Below are 20,407 nucleotides of genomic sequence, written 5' to 3' on the forward strand. Positions count from 1 at the left end.
TTTATACTCCGACTCTGTTCTGTTCCTTCAGGGGATTCACGACGCTTTGGTAGAGCGCGAGCAGCGCCGCCCCATGGGTTTGAAGCGAGTATTCGGCTTCGACGACCTTCCTGGCCTCAGCACCAAGTCGCCCACGGAGGTCACGGTCCGCGAGCAGCAGTCGAATTTTGCTCGATAGGTCGTGAACGTCCTTCGAGGCAAACAGCAGCCCGGTCAATCCGTCTCTGACCAACTCGGGAATTCCACCAATTCGCGATGCAAGAACGGTTTTTCCGTGCGCCATCGCCTCCAGGATCGAGAGCGGGCTGTTTTCGTGCCACTCCGAAGGCACCACAACGACGGCGGCTCCGCGAATGACACTCGTCAGATCTGCACCAGCCAGATGTCCCTTGAACTCGGCGTCTGGAAATTGCGTCCGGAGCTCAGATAACAGAGGCCCGGTCCCGGCCACCACAAGCCGCCAAATGGCACTGTCTGCAGCATGTGCTTTCAGCAGGGTGGCCACACCTTTTTCCGACGAAAGTCGCCCGAGATAGAGGACATAGCCGCCATCTTCACGAGATACCTGGATCGCAGAGGCGTCGATACCATTGGGAATATGCGTGACTTTCGCGTCTCCAAACCGGCGTGCGACGGCGTCACGCATGAATCGACTGGGCGCGATGAATTGACTAACACGTTGATAACTTTGCGCCACCGCGTGATAGCGCGCTTCCGCCCAAAGTAACGCACTTCGCCCCAGCGACCCGTCCGCACATCGTTTACGCAAAATCGATTCGAAACGTCCGCTGGTGCAGTCTGTGCAGACTGCGCTATTCGACAGTTGCGTGTAGACCGGGCAAACCGGCTTGTAGTCGTGCAGCGTCAGGACGACTGGCGTATGAAGCCGCGCAGCGGCATTGATGATCGACGGCGTCAGCTGATGGTAGATGTTGTGGCAATGTAAAAGGTTGGGATTCTCGTCGCGTATGAGCGCGGAAATATTACTTACGGCTTCCTGAGACCGAACGAAGGAGATCGCCGCTCTTATTTTGCTGCTTCTCGACCCCGCCTTGTAGCTCTTCTCGGAAACGAAGTAAGATTCGTATTTCGACGGGCGATTGCGACTGTCGCGCATGGAGAACTCCATGACGTCGATGCCGCGCCCCTTCATCCAGTCCATTTCGTCGAACATAACGGCCTCTGAGCCGCCATTCCGGAAGAAGAATTTATTCGCGACAAGGATCTTTTCGACCTGATCCGCAGCGCAACTCAGTGTCGGCCGTTGAATATCGGTGCCTCCGTCCGCGCTACGTTCGGCCTGCGACGGCCTTAGCATCACGATGTTCTCGTTGCGGAACGCGCTACTGGCGGGCATGCGTAATGACCTCGTCTTTATGGGTTGAAGCCATCTCTCAGACGTCTCTCAAACGATCCATGAACGAAGCGTATGCGTAGGTACGACAGTGATATTGACGGGCGTCAACTCCGCTTAGCGCAGCGCAATAGAGTCTCTCTCAACGACATCTGCCTGAACTTCTCCTCTATTTCGGCGCCAGAATTGGACCGGATCATTACTGCGGCTCGAGCGCGACATGGTAGCAGCACAGGTGCCGCGCGGCGCGAGGGGACCAATGGAAGAGCACCTCGAGCCAACAGCAGCAAAGCCTGACGGCGGTCTTATAGCTCTCGTCATGATGCTCAGATTTCAGGGGCTGAGCATTGACCCGGAGCGCATTCGACATCAGTTCGGCCACAAGCTCATTGGCGTGGCTGAGATGCTCCGTTGCGCCAAGGATCTCGGCCTAAAGGCGCGCATTGTGCGCAGCAGTTGGGTGCGGCTGTCCAAGGTGCCAATGCCGGCCCTGGCGCTTCTCAAGGACGGTCAGTTCCTCCTGCTCGGCAAGGTCGAGCCCGAGAGGGTCATTGTCCTGCAGCCGGGTCGATCGCAGCCGACAATGATGACGCCATCCGAGCTGACAACCGTATGGGACGGCCCGCTTCTCTTGATGACGAAACGGGCAACCCTTTCAGATCTGGCTCGGCGGTTCGACCTCACCTGGTTCATCGCGGCAATCTACAAGTACCGCTGGCTGTTGAGCGAAGTTCTCCTTGCTTCGTTCTTTCTCCAGCTATTTGCGCTGGTCTCTCCGCTCTTTTTCCAGGTTGTGGTCGACAAGGTTCTTGTTCATCGCAGTATGAGCACCCTCGACGTGCTCGCGATTGGCCTGATTGCCATCGCTTTGTTCGAGACCGTCCTTTCGATTCTTCGGACCTATCTCCTGTCTCACACCACCAACCGCATCGACGTAGAGCTTGGCGCCCGGTTGTTCCGACATCTACTGGCGCTTCCGATCGGCTATTTCCAGACCCGGCGCGTCGGCGACTCCGTGGCGCGCGTCCGTGAGCTGGAGAACATCCGGACTTTTCTCACCAGTTCGTCTTTGACCGTTGCCATCGACCTGTTCTTCACGATCATCTTCATTGGCGTTCTGTTTGTCTATTCGCCCCTACTCACCTGGATCGTCGTCGCCGCGTTTCCCATTTATGTCGTCATCTCTGCGGTTGCGACGCCGCTATTCCAGTACCGGCTCGATGAAAAATTCAGGCGCGGTGCCGAGAACCAGGCATTTCTGGTCGAAAGTGTCACTGCCATCGAGACATTGAAAGCAATGGCGGTCGAGCCCCAGATGCAGCGGCGCTGGGAGGAGCAGCTGGCAGCCTATGTGTCTGCCAGCTTTCGCGTCCTCAGTCTGGGCAATTTCACCAGCCAGTTTATTCAGTTCATTAGCAAAATCGTGAGTGCGCTGATTCTATACTTTGGCGCCAAACTGGTCATCAGTGGTGACCTGACCGTTGGCGAACTGGTGGCCTTCAATCTACTCGCGGGTCGTGTCAACGCACCAATTCTCAGACTGGCCCAACTCTGGCAGGACTTTCAGCAAACACGCCTCTCGGTTGCCCGGCTTGGTGACATCCTGAATACCGCTCCAGAGCCAGCCTATATGCCCAGTCGGATGTCGCTTGCGGCCATCAGAGGGGACGTCCGCTTTGAACATGTAACGTTCCGTTATCGCATCGATGGACCGGAAATCCTCTACGACATCAACATCCATTGTCCTGCTGGACAGGTTATTGGAGTGGTTGGCCCATCCGGGTCGGGCAAGAGCACGCTCGCGAAACTGGTTCAGCGCCTCTATGTCCCCGAAACAGGCCGGGTGCTGGTCGACGGCGTCGACATCGCACAGGTCGATCCAAGTTGGCTTCGTCGACAGATTGGCGTTGTCCTGCAGGATAGCGTTCTGCTTAACGCCTCCATTCGCGAAAACATCGCTTTGGTTGATCCAGCGACACCTGCGGGAAAAGTTGTCGAAGCTGCCGCTCTCGCGGGCGCCCATGACTTTATCATCGAGCTTCCGGAAGGCTACGATACTGTCGTCGGCGAGCGGGGCAACACATTGTCGGGCGGCCAGCGCCAACGCGTCGCCATCGCGCGCGCGCTCATAACTGATCCCCGTATTCTAATCTTCGATGAGGCTACAAGCGCGCTCGACTACGAAAGCGAACGGATTGTCCAAAAGAATATGGCGCAGATCGCCAAGGGGCGTACAGTATTCATTATTGCTCATCGCCTTTCCGCCCTCCGCATGGCCGATCGCATCATTACGATCGAGAATGGACGGCTGGTCGAGGACGGCACCCATCAGGAGCTCATAAAAGCCGGCGGGCGCTATGCCAAGCTTTATCGTTTACAGGCGGGGTTTCATGACCCGGCTTGATCCCTGTCTCGACGCATTGCCAGATTATTCTGTACTCGGGATTCGAATTTTCCCAAGAACGAGAGACGCGGTTTGACCGTACTTGAGACCACATCCTTGCACAGCAGCGACGATCCTGGCTTCTTTGCCCTGGAGATGCTGTTACGCCTGGCCGGATTAGAGGTCGACGTTGCCCTGCTGCGTAGCATCAGCAACAACGGTCCCATCGATGTTGCAAGCATCCTAGCTTACGCACGGAAGGCCGAGCTGTCCGCACGATGTATCGAGACAAGGTGGATTGACCTTCCCAAATATGCGCTGCCGGGCATCATTCCTCTTCGCAATGGCAGTTTCTCGATTGTCGGCAGCGTCGCCGGCGAGAAGGTCGTCGTTCTCCATGCTGGTGCATCTCGTCCAAGCGTTCTGAGTGAGGCACAATTCACCTCACTCTGGGACGGACGCCTCCTTCTGATCCAAAGGTTATCTCCAGTATCCGCATCGACCCTGAGGATTCGCAAGCTGCTGACACGAATCCTCCAGAAGCCACGCCGGCTCGACCAGGCCGCGTCGCATAGCCCCCCGGGCCAGGTCGCGGCTCTGGTCACTGCACGACGGGGCGCCGCCGCAGTGTCCAGTCAAGCTCGAAAATTCGGTAGCGCTGTGGCCAGCCTGAAGCCAAGGGATCAGGCGTCTCAAGTTCATGAACTGGCATTTTTGCCCGCTGCCCTCGAAATCGTGGAAACCCCTCCGTCTCCAATCGGGCGCGCGGTTGCGTATACTATTGCTTCCATCTTCACATTTGCGCTCATCTGGGCAACATTCGGCACCGTCGATATTGTGGCCACCGCACCGGGGAAATTCGTCCCGAGCGGACGCACGAAATCAATCCAGCCTCTCGAAGCCGGCGTCATTCGAGCGATCAGCGTCACGGACGGCCAGGCCGTGCGGAGCGGCGATCCTTTGATCGCGTTCGATGCCACGATGAGCACCGCAGAACTTGGCCACCTCAAAAGTGACCTCCTTGGGTCGGAGCTTGACGTGGCACGGCTGAAGGCGGCTTTGAATAAAGCGCAGAATCCCCTGACTGCCTTTGCCCCGCCGGACCATGCGTCCTTGGCCCTCGTTGAGATGCACCGGCGCTTTCTTATCAGCCAGACCGCCGAGCAAGCTGCCAAACTCGCAACCATCAATGGCCAGATTGCGCAAAAGGAGGCCGAACGAGCAACTTCCAAGGCATTGAGCGAGAAATTACGCGCCGTCTTGAATCCCTTGCAGCAAAGGGTCGAAATCCGGGAGCAGCTGTTTCAGAAGGGCCTGGGCTCGAAGATCAATTATCTCACCGAATTGCAGGACTTGGTTACCCAACGCCAGGAGCTGACCGTACAGGACAGCCGCCATAGCGAAGCGGAGGCTGCAATTGCGGTGTTAGTCGAAATGCGAACAAAGGCCGTCGCAGAATATGAAAGGTCGCTCTTCGAGGAATTGGCCAAGGCGGAACAGAAGGTCGCGGGGCTCACGCAGGACGTCATCAAGGCGGAGCGCCGCACCGCGCTACAGACCTTGACGGCTCCTATCGACGGTACCGTCCAGCAACTGGCCGTTCACACTGTTGGCGGGGTCGCCACTCCTGCCCAAACGCTCATGCTGATTGTCCCGGAGGACAGCCGCCTAGAGATCGAAGCCAATATTTCCAACAGGGACATCGGGTTTGTTGAACCAGGCCAAGACGTGGCTATCAAGGTCGATACGTTCAATTTCACGCGCTACGGCCTTCTGAGCGGCAAGATTCTGAGCATCTCGAAGGATGCCATCACCCGCAGCAAGCCGCCTGCCCGGGGCGTCGATTCTTCATCTGCTACAGACACTGCCAGCAGCGAACCGACCGGTCAGGAGCTCGTATACTCCGCACGCATATCGGTGGATCGCAAACAGATGGATGTAGAAAATAGAACCGTAGATCTTTCGGCCGGCATGGCTGTCACCGCTGAGATCAACATCGGATCACGTCGGATTATCAGCTACATCATGTCCCCGCTGCTGCGCTACAAACAAGAAAGTCTGCGCGAGCGGTAGCACCATGATTTAATTACGACCGCCGTACTCTCCACAGCTCGGAACCCAGCATATACCGCGCTAACTCGCTTGCGCGGGGCAAACGCTGCCCCTTCAGCGCACCAGGCCGGCGGACTGCAATGCAGAAGCCGCCTCCTTGAGGGTCCCCCAGGGCAGGCTTGAGCGTTCGGCGATATCGAGCAGAGAGGTTGCACCGTCCGACATATTCAGAATCCATAGCAACGCCAACTGGTACTCACCAGCAGGACGCCCGCCAATGGTGCTGTAAAGACCGTAGTCACCGAGCTTCGGCTCACACATCGGCTTCTGATTGGTATATTTTCGATTATTCTCAATCACATCGATCGCCGCGATCGCCCTGTCCAATGAATCGCGCAGAGCCGCTGGTTTCACGAATGACAGATTGTCGGCCGATGTGTGGTACTCAGGGAATTTCCCGTGCGGTGTCCTCATGAACGAGCCGACCGGGAGATTGATGCCAGGCGAGCAGTATTGTCGCTCGTCATAGCCAAATGGTGAGAAAGGCTGAATTGTGTGGGGCTCGCCACCTTGCTTCAATACATAGGTCCACGCACGATCGATTTCGGCATTGCTTTGGCGGCTTAATTTGTATGTCGGGCTCCCAGCGTCGCCCACACACGTCAAAACGAAGCCATGCTTGATCCGGCTGAGATGCGCCTGATTCAACGCCAACCAAGTGATCGATCCGATCGTGCCTGGGATAAACACAAATCGATAAGAGTAGCGTAGATCCATGTTGCGCAAATACTGGGCGAGTGCTGTCGCCACGGCAATTCCGGACAGATTGTCATTACAAAGAGACGGATGACACAGGTGGCAAGATATGAGGACTTCTTCTGATGAACTTCCCAGCAGCCGCAAGTCGCCATATGTAAGATGCCCGGGTTCAAGCATCGAGTCGATACAAACCTCGTACTCGTCTTCTTTGAGCGCCAACAACTGCGTATGTGTGACGCAAAATCCCCAGGCGGCGTGATAATACGACGTGCGATAGGGAATGACGTCCGGATGATCTGGATCTGAAAAGAGGTGCTTCTTCAGTTCTTCAAGATTAAGGCGCACATGAACAGGCACGCTGTAACTAACCACATGAAGATTACACGCTCGGAAATCTACGATGCGCTCTCCCGCGCTGTTCTTGATGTAAGCATCGCGGATATTCCACTCAGATGGCACCGTCCAGTCGAACACTTTCAAACCGGACGGCACCTCACAAGTGGTAAGCGGAACATATTTCTGAATATGACGAAGGGTTTCGCGAACTCCCTCGCCGGTAATGCTCCTGCATATCGGATAGAGATCTGCAATGAAGTCATGCATGGCCTGGCCACTGCGATCGGCCGACAACTCCGTCGTCGCAGCGCCCCTCTCGAGTCGACCCGACACCACCTTCCGAACAATATCATGCATCGCCTGGTCTCATTCCACTCTCTATTCTGATGCTTTGATCGTCACGCGATGACAACGGGCTCCGGAATAGGAACAATAAATCTTGCTCCCCAACTGCGGGCAAATGACAGCTGGCTGATGATTTCCTGTTGCAGATTCCAAGGCAGGATCAGGATATAGTCCGGCTTTGTCATCCCTATCCTTTCTGGCTCATAGATTGGGATGTGCGTTCCGGGCAATAAATGCCCCTGCTTATGTGGGTTCTTATCGACCGTGTACTCGATGAGGTCGGGGCTGACACCGCAGTAATTCAGCAGAGTGTTTCCCTTGGCCGGCGCTCCATATCCGACGACCCGTTTACCTTCACGTTTTGCTGTTTCCAGAAATTCGATCAGCTTCCGCTTCGTCTCCAGGGCGCGCTCCTCGAAGGCCTGATAATGCTCCAGATTGGCGAACCCCGCTGCGATCTCTTTTTCTCGCAACGCTGACACCCGGCTCGACATCGCATGACGTCCGCGACCAGTGTGCTGTGCATAGATCCGAAGCGAACCGCCGTGGGTCGATAGCTCTTCAACATCGAACAACGTCATACTGTGGGATGCGAAGATCTTCTCAACGGTCAGAAACGAGAAGTAGGAGAAGTGCTCATGATAAATCGTATCAATCTGGCACTCGTCAAAAAGCCGCATGAGGTGCGGGAATTCCATTGTTGCCACGCCACGATCATCGAGGAGAATGCTGATCCCGCCGACAAAATCATTCAGGTTTGGCACATGCGCCAGCACGTTGTTTCCAATCAGAAGATTGGCACGCAGCCCCTCGCGGCGAAGCGTCTTGGCTGACCGCTCACCGAAAAAATCAACGCGCGTGGGAATACCGCGCGCTCTGGCGACCGCAGCAACATTCTGCGCCGGCTCGATTCCGAGGACCGGGATCTCATGCTCGACAAAGTACTGCAGGAGATATCCATCATTGCTTGCGATCTCGACGACGCTCGTATCTGGACCGAGGCCAAAGCGAGTGATGACGTTGTCGACATACTTCTTGGCATGCTGAAGCCATGATTCGCTGTATGACGAGAAATACGCGTAATCGCCGAAGATGTTCTCCGGGCTTTCCCACTCTTCCAGCTGAACAAGAAAGCACTCGCTGCATACATAGGCCTTCAGCGGGAAGAATTTCTCCTTTTCTCCATTGTCATCCTTCTTCAGATAGGAATTTGCGAGAGGAGACATCCCAAGATCGAGAAACACGTTCTCCAGAGGAGCGCTACAGAATCTGCAGCTACATATTTCATCCGAATGCGACGACGGTGTCGCCGCCGAATTGAAGGACTGCACAGCGACTTCTTGATTCAACATGGGTACGCTCCTGATGCGCGTTCGCGTTATCTCGCACCGGAACCGTATTTGTCTGCGCACCCGTTCACTTGACCTCTGTCAAGTTATCACAACTACTTTATTTGACGGATGGGATTGCGGATTGGCGCGCGCGTTGCGGCAATCGTTTTCTCGATGTTAGTCGGCCATCGGAATGAGACTGTGCGCCAATTCGCTGCTCGCAGGCGTAGACATACGCGCCCGCATTTCCGCTTCGCGGCCTTTGAGAGGCGCCCAGGCCTCATCCCGCTCGGAGATTACCGAAACAGCCGGCCAGCTGATGCCGAGGACCGGATCCTGATATCCGATGCCTCCCTCGCCGCCGGCCATGTGAGACGTGCTCATGAAGTAAAGAAGTTCGGTATCATCAGTCAGGGTGATGAAACCGTGCGCGAACCGCTTCGGAATATAAAGCCCGCGACCGTTTTCGGCGGAAAGTTCGAGGCAGACATGCCTCAAGTAGGTATTGGATTCAGGACGAAGATCCACGATGACATCCAAAACGGCGCCCCTGACACAGCGAACATATTTCTCTTCTGCGTACGGCGGATATTGGAAATGCAGTCCTCTTAGCGTTCCTGCCTTGCAGTTATAACTCAGGTTCACTTGCCGGATTGAGGTTTCCAGCCCGCGAGCGGACAGCTCTTCAACACAGAACACACGCGAGAAGTATCCACGTCTATCCTCGTGCCGCTCGACGTCAATGACGAAAGCGCCTGCCAGATCTGTCTCAGTAAGGATCATTTAGGCCTGCGAATAAGATAGTTTCATACCCACTTGGAACGGCACACGACAGCTATGCGCGTCGAGAGCTCCGCTTGGTGGTGCAAACACGCGGATGACTAGCCGTCCTATAAGATAGCAAATTGGATAGCCGTAACGCATGCCCTGCCCAGCACATAGATCCAGGCGATGGTTGCCCCGGTTGCCAGCAAGACAACGGCCGTTGGCCAATCGAGCCTCCGGCGCTCGCCCTTCGAGATCACGGTGTCAGCCAAGATATTTTGTGAGTTCAGCTTATCCATATGCGTCATCCACATCTGATCGTCGTGAGCAGTATGGATGCTAACTCTCTCAACTCGCCTGAACATGACAATGCTCAATAGTCGAAGACCATCATGGTCGCGTGCCCAATGCCGCAACGTGAACATCGGTCGGTCTCCGCAGCGGCCCCCCTTCCAGACCGGCTTAAGCGGGTCTTATACAGCGTCGTGCTCGCTATGACCCATCAGCGATCGCTCGTTAATTTCGTCGAAAACGTGTTCGGACTTGACGACGCGCAAGTTTCCTCCCCGATCTGGCTGCGACAAATTATCATTGGATACTTTTGTATTGTCGCGTCGATAGAGGTTACCGTCATGTCCGACAGCATTTTTGAGAATGGAGTTTCATCCACTGACGCGTCCGTTCGCGAGCAATTGCGGATCCGAGCACACGCAGCAATCCCCGGCGGAGCCCACACTTATGCGAAGGGCGACGACCAGTTCCCAGTTTCCGCGCCAGCCTTCATTGCCAAAGGATTAGGCTGCCACGTGTGGGACACCGAGGGGACGGAATTCATCGAATATGGCATGGGGCTTCGCTCCGTCGGGTTGGGGCATGCCTTCCCCCCCGTTATTGAAGCTGCGGCGGCTGAGTTACAACATGGGTCGAATTTTACCCGACCGTCGCCACTCGAAGTCGAATGCGCGGAACGCCTGCTGGAGGTCATTCCAGGCGCCGAGATGGTAAAATTCACCAAGGACGGATCTACGGCGACCACGGCTGCAATCCGCCTCGCGCGAGCTTACACAGGACGGGACATTGTTGCGCTCTGCTCCGACCATCCGTTCTACTCCTATGATGACTGGGCGATCGGCACGTCACAGATGCCCGCCGGCATTCCTGAAGAGACAAAAGACCTCACATTGACGTTCCGCTACAATGATCTGACATCGGTGGCAGTGCTGTTTGCGCTCTATCCGGGCAGGATTGCCGCCATCATTCTAGAGGCCGAAAAGGATGTTGCGCCAACCGAAGGCTTCTTGGAGGGAATTCGCCAGCTCTGCACGAGCAACGGAACGCTTCTGATCCTCGATGAGATGATCACGGGATTTCGATGGCCGACGCGTACGGCGCAAAACTTCTACAAGGTAACGCCGGATTTGAGCACTTTCGGCAAGGCCCTTGGAAATGGCTTTGCCATTTCGGCGCTGGCGGGCAAGCGCGAGATTATGATGCAGGGTGGCCGCGATCACGACAAAGAACGCGTCTTTTTGCTGTCCACGACACATGGCGCTGAAACGCATGCACTTGCTGCCGCGCTCGCTGTGATGAAAGTCTATCGTGAAGAAGCCGTGATTGAGACATTGGAACGTCAAGGCGATCGATTGAAAGCCGGCGTGGATGCCGCAGCGGCACGCCATGGCTTGAGCCAGTTATTCAAGCTGGCCGGGCGCCCGTCCAATCTCGTATACAGTTGCTGCGATGGAGACGGGATACCGTCGCAGCCATACCGCACCTTGTTCTTGCAAGAACTTTGCCGCCACGGAATTATCGCGCCTTCGCTGGTGACGAGCTATTCCCATTCCGACGACGATATCGATCAAACGATCGATGCGGTTGATCAAGCGCTCCACGTGTATCGCAAAGCGCTCGAGGACGGCATTGACACATATCTGATCGGCCGACCCGTCCGCCCCGTGTTCAATCGATATGGCGATAGAACAAGCAGCGGGACGACCGCGCCGACTGGCGCTCAGATCACCAAGACTCTGCTTAGACCCCGACGCAAACCACGAGCCTCCAACACTGCAGCCGGAAATCGGCGCAACTCACGTTGTGCTGAATCCACGATAGGATAAAGTCGAAACTTACAGATTGCCCCGTGAGGCGTTCGAGACATTTTCGCCCGCGCGACCACCGATCCCACAGAAGGTCGTCCGCGACCTCTGCAACTCCCTCTGCAACACAAGTGCCGCCCACGCCAAATGCGCGATAAGCCAAAGTGCGAAGATGTGCTGCATCAAAGACATAGTTTGCAGATCCGCTTAAGGGAGCAAAGACATCGTGGATAGACCACCACGGCCGCGCTGGCGGCGTACCACATACGTCGACAGTCCACATCACGCAAACACCATAAAACACAAAAATGGCAGATTTCTGCGTGATTCGACAGGTTAGTTGCTATTTAGTGGTGGGAGATCGAGACTCTCCTTCGTCGCGGCCCTTCAGCAGCGCGGCGTCTCGATTTGGATCATCCTAGCCACAGTTGTTCGGAGGCTATGCCGATACAGGTACCTTCGATGATCTTGTGCACAGAGGCGCATTGACGTCCTATAGCTGAACGAGACTTTGCCCTGATAGCGCAATGACAATCGCGCTTACGCTCAATGCGGCTCGCACAGCAGCGCTCATCAAATGACGGGGGGGTGCCCGCAATCTCGCTTCAGTACTAAGGCGCCCGACATCCCAGCGACGCGGTCGGGAAGTAAACTTGCGGCTTCTCCGAACTGGCCGTCACTAGGCGTGGTGTTCTGAGGTTTCGTTGCCGCCCGTGCAACAAGCTTCACCAACACATCAATAAACGTTGTCAGTCTTCAACACCCGAAAGACCGTCAAAACCAGGATGCGAAGATCCAGCCAGATCGACCACGATTCGATATACCACAGGTCGCTTTCGACCCTCTTCTTCATCATGCCGATCTCCGGGGTTTCGCCTCGGAATCCATTGACCTGAGCCCAGCCTGTAATTCCTGGCTTGATCTTGTGCCGCATGGCATAGGTTGCAATGAGCTGATCGTATTCAGAATCGTGTGCCAATGCATGCGGCCGAGGCCCTACGAGCGACATTTCCCCGCGAAGTACGTTGATTAGCTGCGGTATCTCATCAATGCTGAGCTTTCGCAGCAGCGCTCCCAGCCGCGTAATACGATGATCATTCCTCTTGGCCTGAACAATGACCGGTCCGTCGTCTCGCGTGTTCATCGTCCTGAACTTATAGATCTTGAACGGCCTTCCGTTGAAGCCTGCTCGCTGCTGCAGAAATAACGACCGGCCCGGCGACTCCAGGCGTATTGCTATGCTGACAATCGCAAACATTGGCAGCAGGACAATGAGTCCCGATGCGGCCAACAGCTGGTCCATGGATCGTTTCATTGTCCGCTGCATGGCACTCAGGGGCGCACGCTGCAACTGCAGGGCCTTTGTCGGGCCAAAATCGAATAGTGGTCGATCCAGCAGGCGAGCTGTCCTTTGATCCGAAACGAGTTTGATTGGAATCGGGAGAACACGCAGCTCGCTTTCGACTTGCCCGACCGCATCGAGAAATGCCCAGGGCATTGCGATCACGACCTCGTCCACCCCGGTTTGGCGGACATAGCGAACGAGCTCGCGCATGCGTTCCTTGAGGATAGCGGGATCGAGAAATTGGCCGGGCCCCATTGGAAGCGATACGATTTTGCAAACAGAGTAGCCATATAACTCAAGCTTACTCAGCGTTGCGTTACCGATGAGCTCCTCCTCTAGACCGACCAAAACGATCCGGTTCGGCCGAATAAGCTTCGAGCGGATGACATAGGAACAGAGTTCCGCGACGATGACTCTCAACACCGAAGAAACAACAAGGCCGCTTGCAAAGAAAAGTAAAACCCAGCCACGAGAGAAGGTCGAGCCGCTCTTGAGCAAGAAAACGAGAGCCGCGAGAGACGCAAATACGGCCAACCATGTCAGTGCGGATCTGCCAACCTGCCACCGGCCTCGCAGAAGATTGGACGCTTGATACAACTTCGAAACATGAGCAATAGCGGAATACAGAATGCCGACAGCCATTCCCGAGCCCAGATTGTTTTCCGCACTGCTATAGCCAGCGACAGCGGTAGCATCATAAATGATGCCCGTCGCGACCGACAGAATTACAATCCATACCAGGTCAAGCGCCGCGACGAGCGGGGAAATCACTGACAAGGAGGACGGTACGCCGAACTCGTGCTGACCGTGCGGTCGCTCCAGTCTCGCTGCCGCCTTTCGACCGCCCACCGGATCCATTGAATCTGCTCCTATCAAATCTTGAGAGCTTCACCACACTATCCGCTATCTCTGCGCCCTTGCGCTTGCGATCTTCATCAACCCATTTTGATTGACGAAGCGAATGGTCTTCCGGCTTGGCAGATCAATTAGCTCTTTCGCCTTGAAATCAGCGAGTGCCCGACAGACAGTCTCAATTGACGTTCCGACATGATCGGCGATATCGGCCCGAGATAGTTGCAGCCGAAGCGCTTTGGGACGCTTCGGATCCTCGCGCAAATGAGGTTGAATGCGAAGCAGAAGCCACGCAATCCGGGCGACGCAGGTTCGCTGGCTCATCGTCAGTACAAGAGAGAGTGTTTCCGACAGAACTTGATGAGTCCCGCATGGCTCGCCCTGATGACAAACGCGGGCAACGGTGGTGCGAATGACTCGGCAGTCGGTAACTGCTTCGGCTGTGAACTCTTGGCAAGCCTGCTGGGTGGGCATGACAACATCGCCTGGCCAATAAAAGGCAAGGATTTGCCGGTTGCCGTCGGGGAGCAGACGCACTGCCCGCACGACGCCTTCCATGATTTCGATCTTCTGGTTTTGTTGCTCTCCCTCCCAGAACAGGGCCCTGCCCCGCGGAACAATCGTCGGAGTGGGAGTACGATCCAGCATTATCTTGCTGGGCAGCACAGTAAGGCCAATCGGCGCGCGTGTGCAGGACGGCTTTAGGGAAACCATGTCTAGCGGCATTGGTCCAACCCTCAACGTTAAGCGTGCGTTGAAGGTGGCATGCAGACAACTTTAAGAAAATTCAGGCTCGTGCGCTAAGTTTTCTATGGTTCCAACTCGGCCTGATGGTCTAGACCGAATGTCAGGAAAACTATACTGCGCTTAGCTGGCGCACATTTTTGGTTATGATAGCGCCTATAATACTGGCGTATTGCCACCGAGCGCAGCATTCTACGTATTTACTATCACGCATGGAATATGCGCGATTCACGCATCGATGTCATCTTCGAATTCTGTGACGACCGTCAATTATGCACTGACCTTTTTTGATTGAATGCGGACTTCACAGATGGCCCCATCGAGTGGCTCACGCTGCTATTCAAGGTCATCCAGAGACGTGACTGGGTGAAGCGGCATATCGCTTGAGAGTGAAGCCCTTTCACCAATCGAAAGAGCGCATGCCATTGGTCAGAACGGGGCTTCTCGCCACCTCAGTCGCTATCCTCGGGATGCGGGTAACCATCTTGGCATGCAAGTTCGGGCTCGCCATCTTTGTTGGCCGCTATCTCGATCTTTCATCGCTAGGGGTCTTTGGACTCTGCGCCGGCGTTGTCGCCGTGGGACCGAGCCTGGTCGGGATGGGCATGGTCCATCTCATCGTGCGGGATGCAGTTACGCTGCCGCTCGCTGAATTGATCGACCTGCTGCGGCACTACTGGTCCTTTGTCACCATCGTTTACGCCCTAGCGCTGGCGGTTTCCTTTCCGGTCACGCACCTTCTGAACGGATCAAGCATATGGTCGCTGGTCATCGCGATTACGCTGCTAGAGCACTTCGGCAACGACGCTTTCCAGTTACTATCAAATTTGCAAAAGCCCCTTCTGGCCAACATAAGCGCCTTCATTCGCGGGGCCCTCTGGGTCTTGGTCTATACCCCACTGGCCATCTGGTATCCGGAACTCAGATCCATGTCCGCGTTGCTGTGCTTCTGGCTCGCCGGCAGTATCGTGGCTTTGGCTCTGTTCTTCTGGACAACCAGACTGTGGCCGTGGACAGCAACCTCGCTGGCGGCGATCGACCCACAACGAATTTTCTCCACGATCATGAAAGGTTTCGTCATTTACCTGAGCGATCTCGGTTTTGTTGCAAGCCAATATATCGATCGCTATCTGGTTTCATTTTTCCTCGGGCTGGAGCTAACCGGCATTTACTTTCTCTATTGGTCGGCCGCAAACGCCGTGAGCACCTTCGTGAGCATTGCCGTCCTGCAGGTACAGCGTCCCATATTGATCAAGGCACACCATCATGGCGGCGATTCAGAACACCAGAAGCTGCTGATGCCGTTTCTAGGCACGACATTGCTCTCGACAATCGCATTGGGTGCAGCGACCGGATTGGCGTTCTATCTCGTCTTGCCGTATTTGAAGCAACCAGCCATCGGAAACTTCCTGTTGGCATTCTGGCTTATCATGGCGGGTATGGCAGTGCGCAACGTCGCAGATTTTGGAGCCATGGCGTTGTTTACGGCTCGCCGAGATGGCGTTATGACGCTCACCAATCTCGCATCGGTTACTGGGCTGATCGTCGCCCAGTCGCTCTGTCTGCCACTCATGGGGCTTTATGGCGCCGGGACCGCTATGATCATCACGTTTGGGGCGATCACAATCTGGCGCGGCGCGTTGCTGTATGACCCTGCGCCGAGCAAGTCGCCAGCGCTGGGATAGCTCCAGGTTACCCAGGATCAACGACAGCCAGCTCTATGCCGGAAATCTCATGCGTGATCGGCCGCCATTCATACCCATCCCCTCGATCATGAAACGAGTGCTGGAAGCGCGGCTAGCAGTACGTTCTTTCGGTCCAACAATCTTTGCGGCCATGAACGCCGCCTCGGTTCTATTGCGAGCGCCAAGCGCCCGAAGAAGTGCAGCTGTATGAATTTTGCTCGTGCCCTCGGCGATGCTCAGCTCACGTGCGATCTCTTTGTTCGACATTCCCTGCGCCAGCAACGGCAGCACGTCATGCTGGCGACGCGTCAAACGAAGTTTGTCGACATCGACCGTCATCGTACGCTGACTGCCAATGCTGCCATGATCGCCATCTGCGAGCCATCGTGGAACATAGATGCGTCCAGTGAGCAGATCGCTGATAGCCGTCAGCAACTCTTCGTCGGATTGCAGCTTGTAAACAAATCCGTGAAACCCAGCCGAGAGGCAGCCAAATACGTCAGCGCGGGTATTTGACGTCGACATGATTGCAACGCGCGTTGCAGGTCTTCGCTCATAAACCTGCGCGAGCACCTCAAGCGAAAGGTCGTTGAGGCTTGCTCGATCCATCAGGATCAAGTCGAAACAATCATCCGCTTCGAAAACCTCGAGGCGAGACGCCTCGATTACTCTGGAGTGTGGAAGTCTTGCCTCAATAACGTCCTTGAGGCCGGCTCGATAGACGCTGTGCTGGTCGACCACTAAGATTACTGACACGACACCAACCCCTGGTATGCGTAATCCAAATTTATGCGGCGATAATTCTGCTTCGGGCGCCCTCTACCGCCGCTCACTTTAATATTCTGCAATGCAACAAGAATACCTACGAACGCCCCCGTGTCAACTCATTGAATCAAATGGAACTTTTCGATGACCCGTATAAATCTGGGTACACGCGCATAAATTATGCACTCGCAATATCGACAATCGCGCACTCGGCTGGATTGCAATACCTTTATTATACTCGGAACGAGAGTGCACACATGCAGACTGCGCGGAAACGTCGCGGTTAGTTTGCAGTCATTCCGCCGCGACTGCAGGGAACATGTCCTTCATTGGCGTCCAACGAAGCCGCGGATCCAATTGCTCTGTATCCCGCAGATGCCGGAGTTCAGCCAATCGCGTAAAGGGCGCCGCATTGAAAACTTTCTCGTCAAGCTGAATGCGCTCAAAGACGCTCTTTAGCTGCAGCGCTCCCAATCGCGCATCCCATTTGCAACAAAAGCTTGGCAGATGCTCTTTTATCTTTGCGAATGAAACGCGATAACTACGATCGTCTGCTCCAGCAGGCCCAAAGGTCAATACGGAGCCGGCGAATGTCTCATTGACGATATTCGCAATGTCACGGACCGCATAGTTCTGCGTCTCGTCGCCGACATTGAAGGCCTCGCCCCACACCGCTTCGCGGGGCGCCTCCAATGCGCACACAATCGCTTGGCAAATATCATCGATATGCACCAACGGTCGTAAAGGCGACCCATCACTCATCACACGCACTGTTCCAGAGGTGTATGCGAAGCCGGACAAGTTGTTCAAGACCAGGTCAAAACGTTGCCGTGGCGAAGCGCCGAATGCCGTGGCGTTGCGAAGAAACACTGGCGTGAAGCGCGAGTCGGCCATTGCCCTTACGTCGCGCTCAACTAGAACTTTGCATTTGGCATAAGCAGTGCGCGGGTCTACCGATGACGTCTCGGTCTTCAGCTCATCGCCGGACGCGCCATAGATGCTGCATGACGACGCGTAGACAAATCGTCGAACGCCGGCATCCTTACATTTCTTTGCGAAGGCGACCGAGCCTTCGTGATTGATCTCCATGGTCATGCCAGGGTCATTCTCGCCGAGAGGATCGTTCGACAGCTCGGCAAGGTGCACGACTGCATCAATTCCAGTAAGATCAGTCGTCGTTAGTTGGCGCGTGTCCTTCGAAATGACCATTGGCCGTGTGCAGCCATCATCAAACAACCAGCCCCGGCGATAAAGGCCTGTGTCGATGCCAACTGCATCATGACCGTTGCTAAGAAGCTTTGGCCCAAGTACTGCGCCAATATAGCCGTCAGCTCCTGTATATAGGACGCGCATGATCTCGCCCTCACTTAGCGGTCTGACCGGCAAATGCCGGATCAGACATACGAGCAGCATTGAACGTCGGAGCTGTGGATTTTTTATCCCAGACACACCATGGGGGATTCCCCGTATCCCATAACTCCTGCAGGACGGCCTTGTCGCGCAAGGTATCCATGTTTTGCCAGTAGCCGTGGTGTCGATAGACCGCGAGCTGATCTCGATCGATAAGTTGAGCCAACGGTTCGTTCTCCCAGCTCGTGCTGTCGCCATCGATCACGTCGAGTGCTTCAGGCTCGACGACAAAAAAACCTCCGTTGATCACCTGCCCGTCTCGCGCATCCTTTTCCCGGAAGCGGGCCGCACGTGGACGCTCTGACGACAAATTAATCGCACCGAAGCGACCGGGCTGCTGGACCGCTGTCACCGTCGCGAGCGCTCCTTGCTCGTGGTGGAACTTGATAAGCTCCTGCACATTCACATCGCTTACGCCATCGCCGTAAGTGAGACAGAACGTCGAGTTTCCGATATAATCCTTCACGCGCTTCAATCGCCCGCCTGTCATGGTCTTCTCGCCGGTATCGACGAGCGTGACCTTCCACGGCTCGCTTGCATTGCGATGGATCTCGACGTCGTTACGCTGCAGGTCGACGGTGAGATCACCCTGGTGCGGCAAATAGTTCAGAAAGTAGTCCTTGATCACCGAGCCCTTGTAGCCGCAGCAGATCACAAATTCGTTCAGACCATGATGCGAGTAGAGTTTCATGATGTGCCAGAGTATTGGACGCCCGCCGATTTCGACCAAAGGCTTGGGAACGACCGACGTATGCTCGCTGAGGCGCGTGCCATAGCCGCCTGCAAGGATCACCACCTTCATTATTCTCTCCTGTCCTTTGGTCGCCATCGTCTGATTTCACACATCGGATACCGTCCGATGTGCAGATGACCTTATTGGCAGGATAGGCAGCATCACCCGGTGCGAGTTGACAGCCGTCAAATCTGAATTTTCGTTGAGCAATAACTTTTGCGCCAACGTTCTACTTATAAAGTGCCTGCGAGATTTTGATTGAGGGCCACCGATATGGTCGCCCATGCGCGACCATTGCGATTACATTGAGATCTCTGCGAGCGTCGATTGGCCAAATACGCACTGATGAGTCAGAAACGATGAGTCCGGAGTTTCTACTTCTTCTCATGGCCTTTACCGCACTATGTCTGATGGTGCTGACAGCCTATTGCGATGACGAAGATGTATTGTCCGGCCGCTTCACTTCACCTTCATCCCTGGATACTCCCCATGTCGCCACGATTCATCACCCGCCTCATGTGACACCAGATACAGCAGATTTCTTCAGTTGAGACTGCGTTGAACTTAGCGTCGGGATTGGAACTTTGAGCAGCTCGCACTTTCTGACACCAGGTCAACTTCAGCTCCTGGCGACGGAAGTAGTCGGCCCGGCTCCAGGCTGGAATGCGAAGATCGAAATTCCCGTAGGCGGCGGCATTTTCGTCGGCGGGGAGGAAGCTTCCGATCTGTTCGCCCGCGCTCTGTTGCAGGCGACTCCCTTGCCACCGCCACATGAACAGGAATTTGATGAGGACGCGGGCTCACTCGTACTCGACCATTTATGGACCGCGACATCCGCCGGTCGCCAGGCACGCGATAACGCAATTGCATTTGATAGCGATGGGACGAGTCCGGTCCGCTGATCTTAGGTCTGACGATACGCTCACCGCCTCAAGCGCATCTGCCGAGAGGCTTCGTTACAGCTTGAAATCCAGCTCTACGACGCCATCGATCGGTTTCGTGCAAGCAGCACTGAGCCAGAGCTTTGGCCAAGCGATCTTGAATAACCTCACAGCAATATCTGGAGGTAGCTGCGACTCGACCTTTACGATAGCCGACTGCCTCTTCCCACAATTCCAGAACTCAAAACTGATGCAATTTCTGCGATAATCGTATTCTGGCTCGAACAACAAGCTTCGCGGTATTGTCTCGCCACCCATAATCTGCCTCGCCCCTGCGCAACGCGTTACGTAGCCACGCGTCGTCCGATGCAGGCATTTCATATCGATAAATTGTCGATAGGTTGACGTGCGCAGGAAGATTCGGGCTGGGTCTGTAAAATTATTTAAACCACCGGCGTCCCGGATCCATAAGCGACCGTCGATGATTGCGCCCGTGATTGATGGCAGAATGCAGCGTTTGCTCTTGTGCAAATCATATCGGCCTAATCGACACAATTCTCAGCGGGATCGC

13 protein-coding genes are annotated in these 20,407 nt (G+C 55.3%); 4 read left to right on the forward strand and 9 right to left on the reverse strand.

Annotated elements, in window-relative coordinates; all coding sequences use genetic code 11:
• Position 1: 1 nt before the first annotated feature.
• A complete protein-coding gene (locus AB8A23_RS27850) occupies positions 2-1,357 on the reverse strand; it encodes a glycosyltransferase family 4 protein (protein ID WP_439057478.1) in 1,356 nt (451 codons plus the stop codon).
• 256 nt (positions 1,358-1,613) lie between these two features.
• On the opposite strand from AB8A23_RS27850, the gene AB8A23_RS27855 reads away from it, so the two are divergent.
• Both AB8A23_RS27855 and AB8A23_RS27860 read left to right on the forward strand, forming a co-directional pair.
• Complete coding sequence (locus tag AB8A23_RS27855) at positions 1,614-3,758, forward strand: type I secretion system permease/ATPase (RefSeq protein WP_439060440.1); 2,145 nt, start codon at positions 1,614-1,616, stop codon at positions 3,756-3,758.
• Positions 3,759-3,830: 72 nt separating this feature from the next.
• Entirely contained in the window at positions 3,831-5,810 is a 1,980-nt protein-coding gene (locus tag AB8A23_RS27860; RefSeq protein ID WP_439057477.1) for an HlyD family type I secretion periplasmic adaptor subunit, read from the forward strand.
• Positions 5,811-5,903: 93 nt separating this feature from the next.
• Here the strand turns inward: AB8A23_RS27860 and AB8A23_RS27865 are convergent, their stop codons facing one another.
• The 3 genes from AB8A23_RS27865 to AB8A23_RS27875 all read right to left on the reverse strand — a co-directional run bounded on the left by AB8A23_RS27865 (position 5,904) and on the right by AB8A23_RS27875 (position 9,343).
• On the reverse strand, positions 5,904-7,241 hold the full coding sequence (locus AB8A23_RS27865) for a DUF4910 domain-containing protein (protein WP_439057476.1): 1,338 nt from the start codon (positions 7,239-7,241) through the stop codon (positions 5,904-5,906).
• A 41-nt stretch (positions 7,242-7,282) separates the two neighbouring features.
• Entirely contained in the window at positions 7,283-8,581 is a 1,299-nt protein-coding gene (locus tag AB8A23_RS27870) for a methyltransferase domain-containing protein (protein ID WP_439057475.1), read from the reverse strand.
• Between the two features lie 156 nt (positions 8,582-8,737).
• Entirely contained in the window at positions 8,738-9,343 is a 606-nt protein-coding gene (locus AB8A23_RS27875; RefSeq protein ID WP_439057474.1) for a dTDP-4-dehydrorhamnose 3,5-epimerase family protein, read from the reverse strand.
• A gap of 614 nt (positions 9,344-9,957) precedes the next feature.
• Here AB8A23_RS27875 and AB8A23_RS27880 point away from each other — a divergent pair.
• Positions 9,958-11,442 (forward strand): glutamate-1-semialdehyde 2,1-aminomutase, encoded by a 1,485-nt coding sequence (locus AB8A23_RS27880; protein WP_439060439.1) that lies wholly within the window; start codon positions 9,958-9,960, stop codon positions 11,440-11,442.
• A gap of 715 nt (positions 11,443-12,157) precedes the next feature.
• On the opposite strand, the gene AB8A23_RS27885 is transcribed toward AB8A23_RS27880, so the two are convergent.
• Together AB8A23_RS27885 and AB8A23_RS27890 are read right to left on the reverse strand one after the other, a co-directional pair.
• The gene (locus AB8A23_RS27885; RefSeq protein ID WP_309947046.1) at positions 12,158-13,624 is read right to left on the reverse strand and encodes an undecaprenyl-phosphate glucose phosphotransferase; all 1,467 of its coding nucleotides are present in this window, start codon (positions 13,622-13,624) and stop codon (positions 12,158-12,160) included.
• A 45-nt stretch (positions 13,625-13,669) separates the two neighbouring features.
• Positions 13,670-14,266: a Crp/Fnr family transcriptional regulator gene (locus AB8A23_RS27890; RefSeq protein WP_439061201.1), complete on the reverse strand. Its 597-nt coding sequence runs from the start codon at positions 14,264-14,266 to the stop codon at positions 13,670-13,672.
• A 515-nt stretch (positions 14,267-14,781) separates the two neighbouring features.
• On the opposite strand from AB8A23_RS27890, the gene AB8A23_RS27895 reads away from it, so the two are divergent.
• A complete protein-coding gene (locus AB8A23_RS27895) occupies positions 14,782-16,047 on the forward strand; it encodes a lipopolysaccharide biosynthesis protein (protein WP_439057473.1) in 1,266 nt (421 codons plus the stop codon).
• A 33-nt stretch (positions 16,048-16,080) separates the two neighbouring features.
• On the opposite strand, the gene AB8A23_RS27900 is transcribed toward AB8A23_RS27895, so the two are convergent.
• The 3 genes from AB8A23_RS27900 to rfbF form a co-directional block, all read right to left on the reverse strand.
• Positions 16,081-16,803 (reverse strand): LuxR C-terminal-related transcriptional regulator, encoded by a 723-nt coding sequence (locus AB8A23_RS27900; protein WP_439057472.1) that lies wholly within the window; start codon positions 16,801-16,803, stop codon positions 16,081-16,083.
• 303 nt (positions 16,804-17,106) lie between these two features.
• Positions 17,107-18,165: an NAD-dependent epimerase/dehydratase family protein gene (locus AB8A23_RS27905; RefSeq protein ID WP_093760308.1), complete on the reverse strand. Its 1,059-nt coding sequence runs from the start codon at positions 18,163-18,165 to the stop codon at positions 17,107-17,109.
• A gap of 10 nt (positions 18,166-18,175) precedes the next feature.
• A complete protein-coding gene (rfbF, locus tag AB8A23_RS27910) occupies positions 18,176-19,024 on the reverse strand; it encodes a glucose-1-phosphate cytidylyltransferase (protein WP_439057471.1) in 849 nt (282 codons plus the stop codon).
• Positions 19,025-20,407: the final 1,383 nt, after the last annotated feature.

Origin of the sequence: Tardiphaga sp. 619_E2_N8_4, assembly GCF_051810905.1 — a bacterium.
Taxonomy (GTDB): Bacteria; Pseudomonadota; Alphaproteobacteria; order Rhizobiales; family Xanthobacteraceae; genus Tardiphaga; species Tardiphaga robiniae.

Coding starts and splice junctions, on each gene's coding strand:
- rfbF (WP_439057471.1), bottom strand. CDS start 19,024: ATGAAGGTGGTGATCCTTGCAGGCGGCTATGGCACGCGCCTCAGCGAG.
- AB8A23_RS27895 (WP_439057473.1), top strand. CDS start 14,782: ATGCCATTGGTCAGAACGGGGCTTCTCGCCACCTCAGTCGCTATCCTC.
- AB8A23_RS27870 (WP_439057475.1), bottom strand. CDS start 8,581: ATGTTGAATCAAGAAGTCGCTGTGCAGTCCTTCAATTCGGCGGCGACA.
- AB8A23_RS27865 (WP_439057476.1), bottom strand. CDS start 7,241: ATGCATGATATTGTTCGGAAGGTGGTGTCGGGTCGACTCGAGAGGGGC.
- AB8A23_RS27875 (WP_439057474.1), bottom strand. CDS start 9,343: ATGATCCTTACTGAGACAGATCTGGCAGGCGCTTTCGTCATTGACGTC.
- AB8A23_RS27855 (WP_439060440.1), top strand. CDS start 1,614: ATGGAAGAGCACCTCGAGCCAACAGCAGCAAAGCCTGACGGCGGTCTT.
- AB8A23_RS27850 (WP_439057478.1), bottom strand. CDS start 1,357: ATGCCCGCCAGTAGCGCGTTCCGCAACGAGAACATCGTGATGCTAAGG.
- AB8A23_RS27905 (WP_093760308.1), bottom strand. CDS start 18,165: ATGCGCGTCCTATATACAGGAGCTGACGGCTATATTGGCGCAGTACTT.
- AB8A23_RS27880 (WP_439060439.1), top strand. CDS start 9,958: ATGTCCGACAGCATTTTTGAGAATGGAGTTTCATCCACTGACGCGTCC.
- AB8A23_RS27885 (WP_309947046.1), bottom strand. CDS start 13,624: ATGGATCCGGTGGGCGGTCGAAAGGCGGCAGCGAGACTGGAGCGACCG.
- AB8A23_RS27890 (WP_439061201.1), bottom strand. CDS start 14,266: ATGCTGGATCGTACTCCCACTCCGACGATTGTTCCGCGGGGCAGGGCC.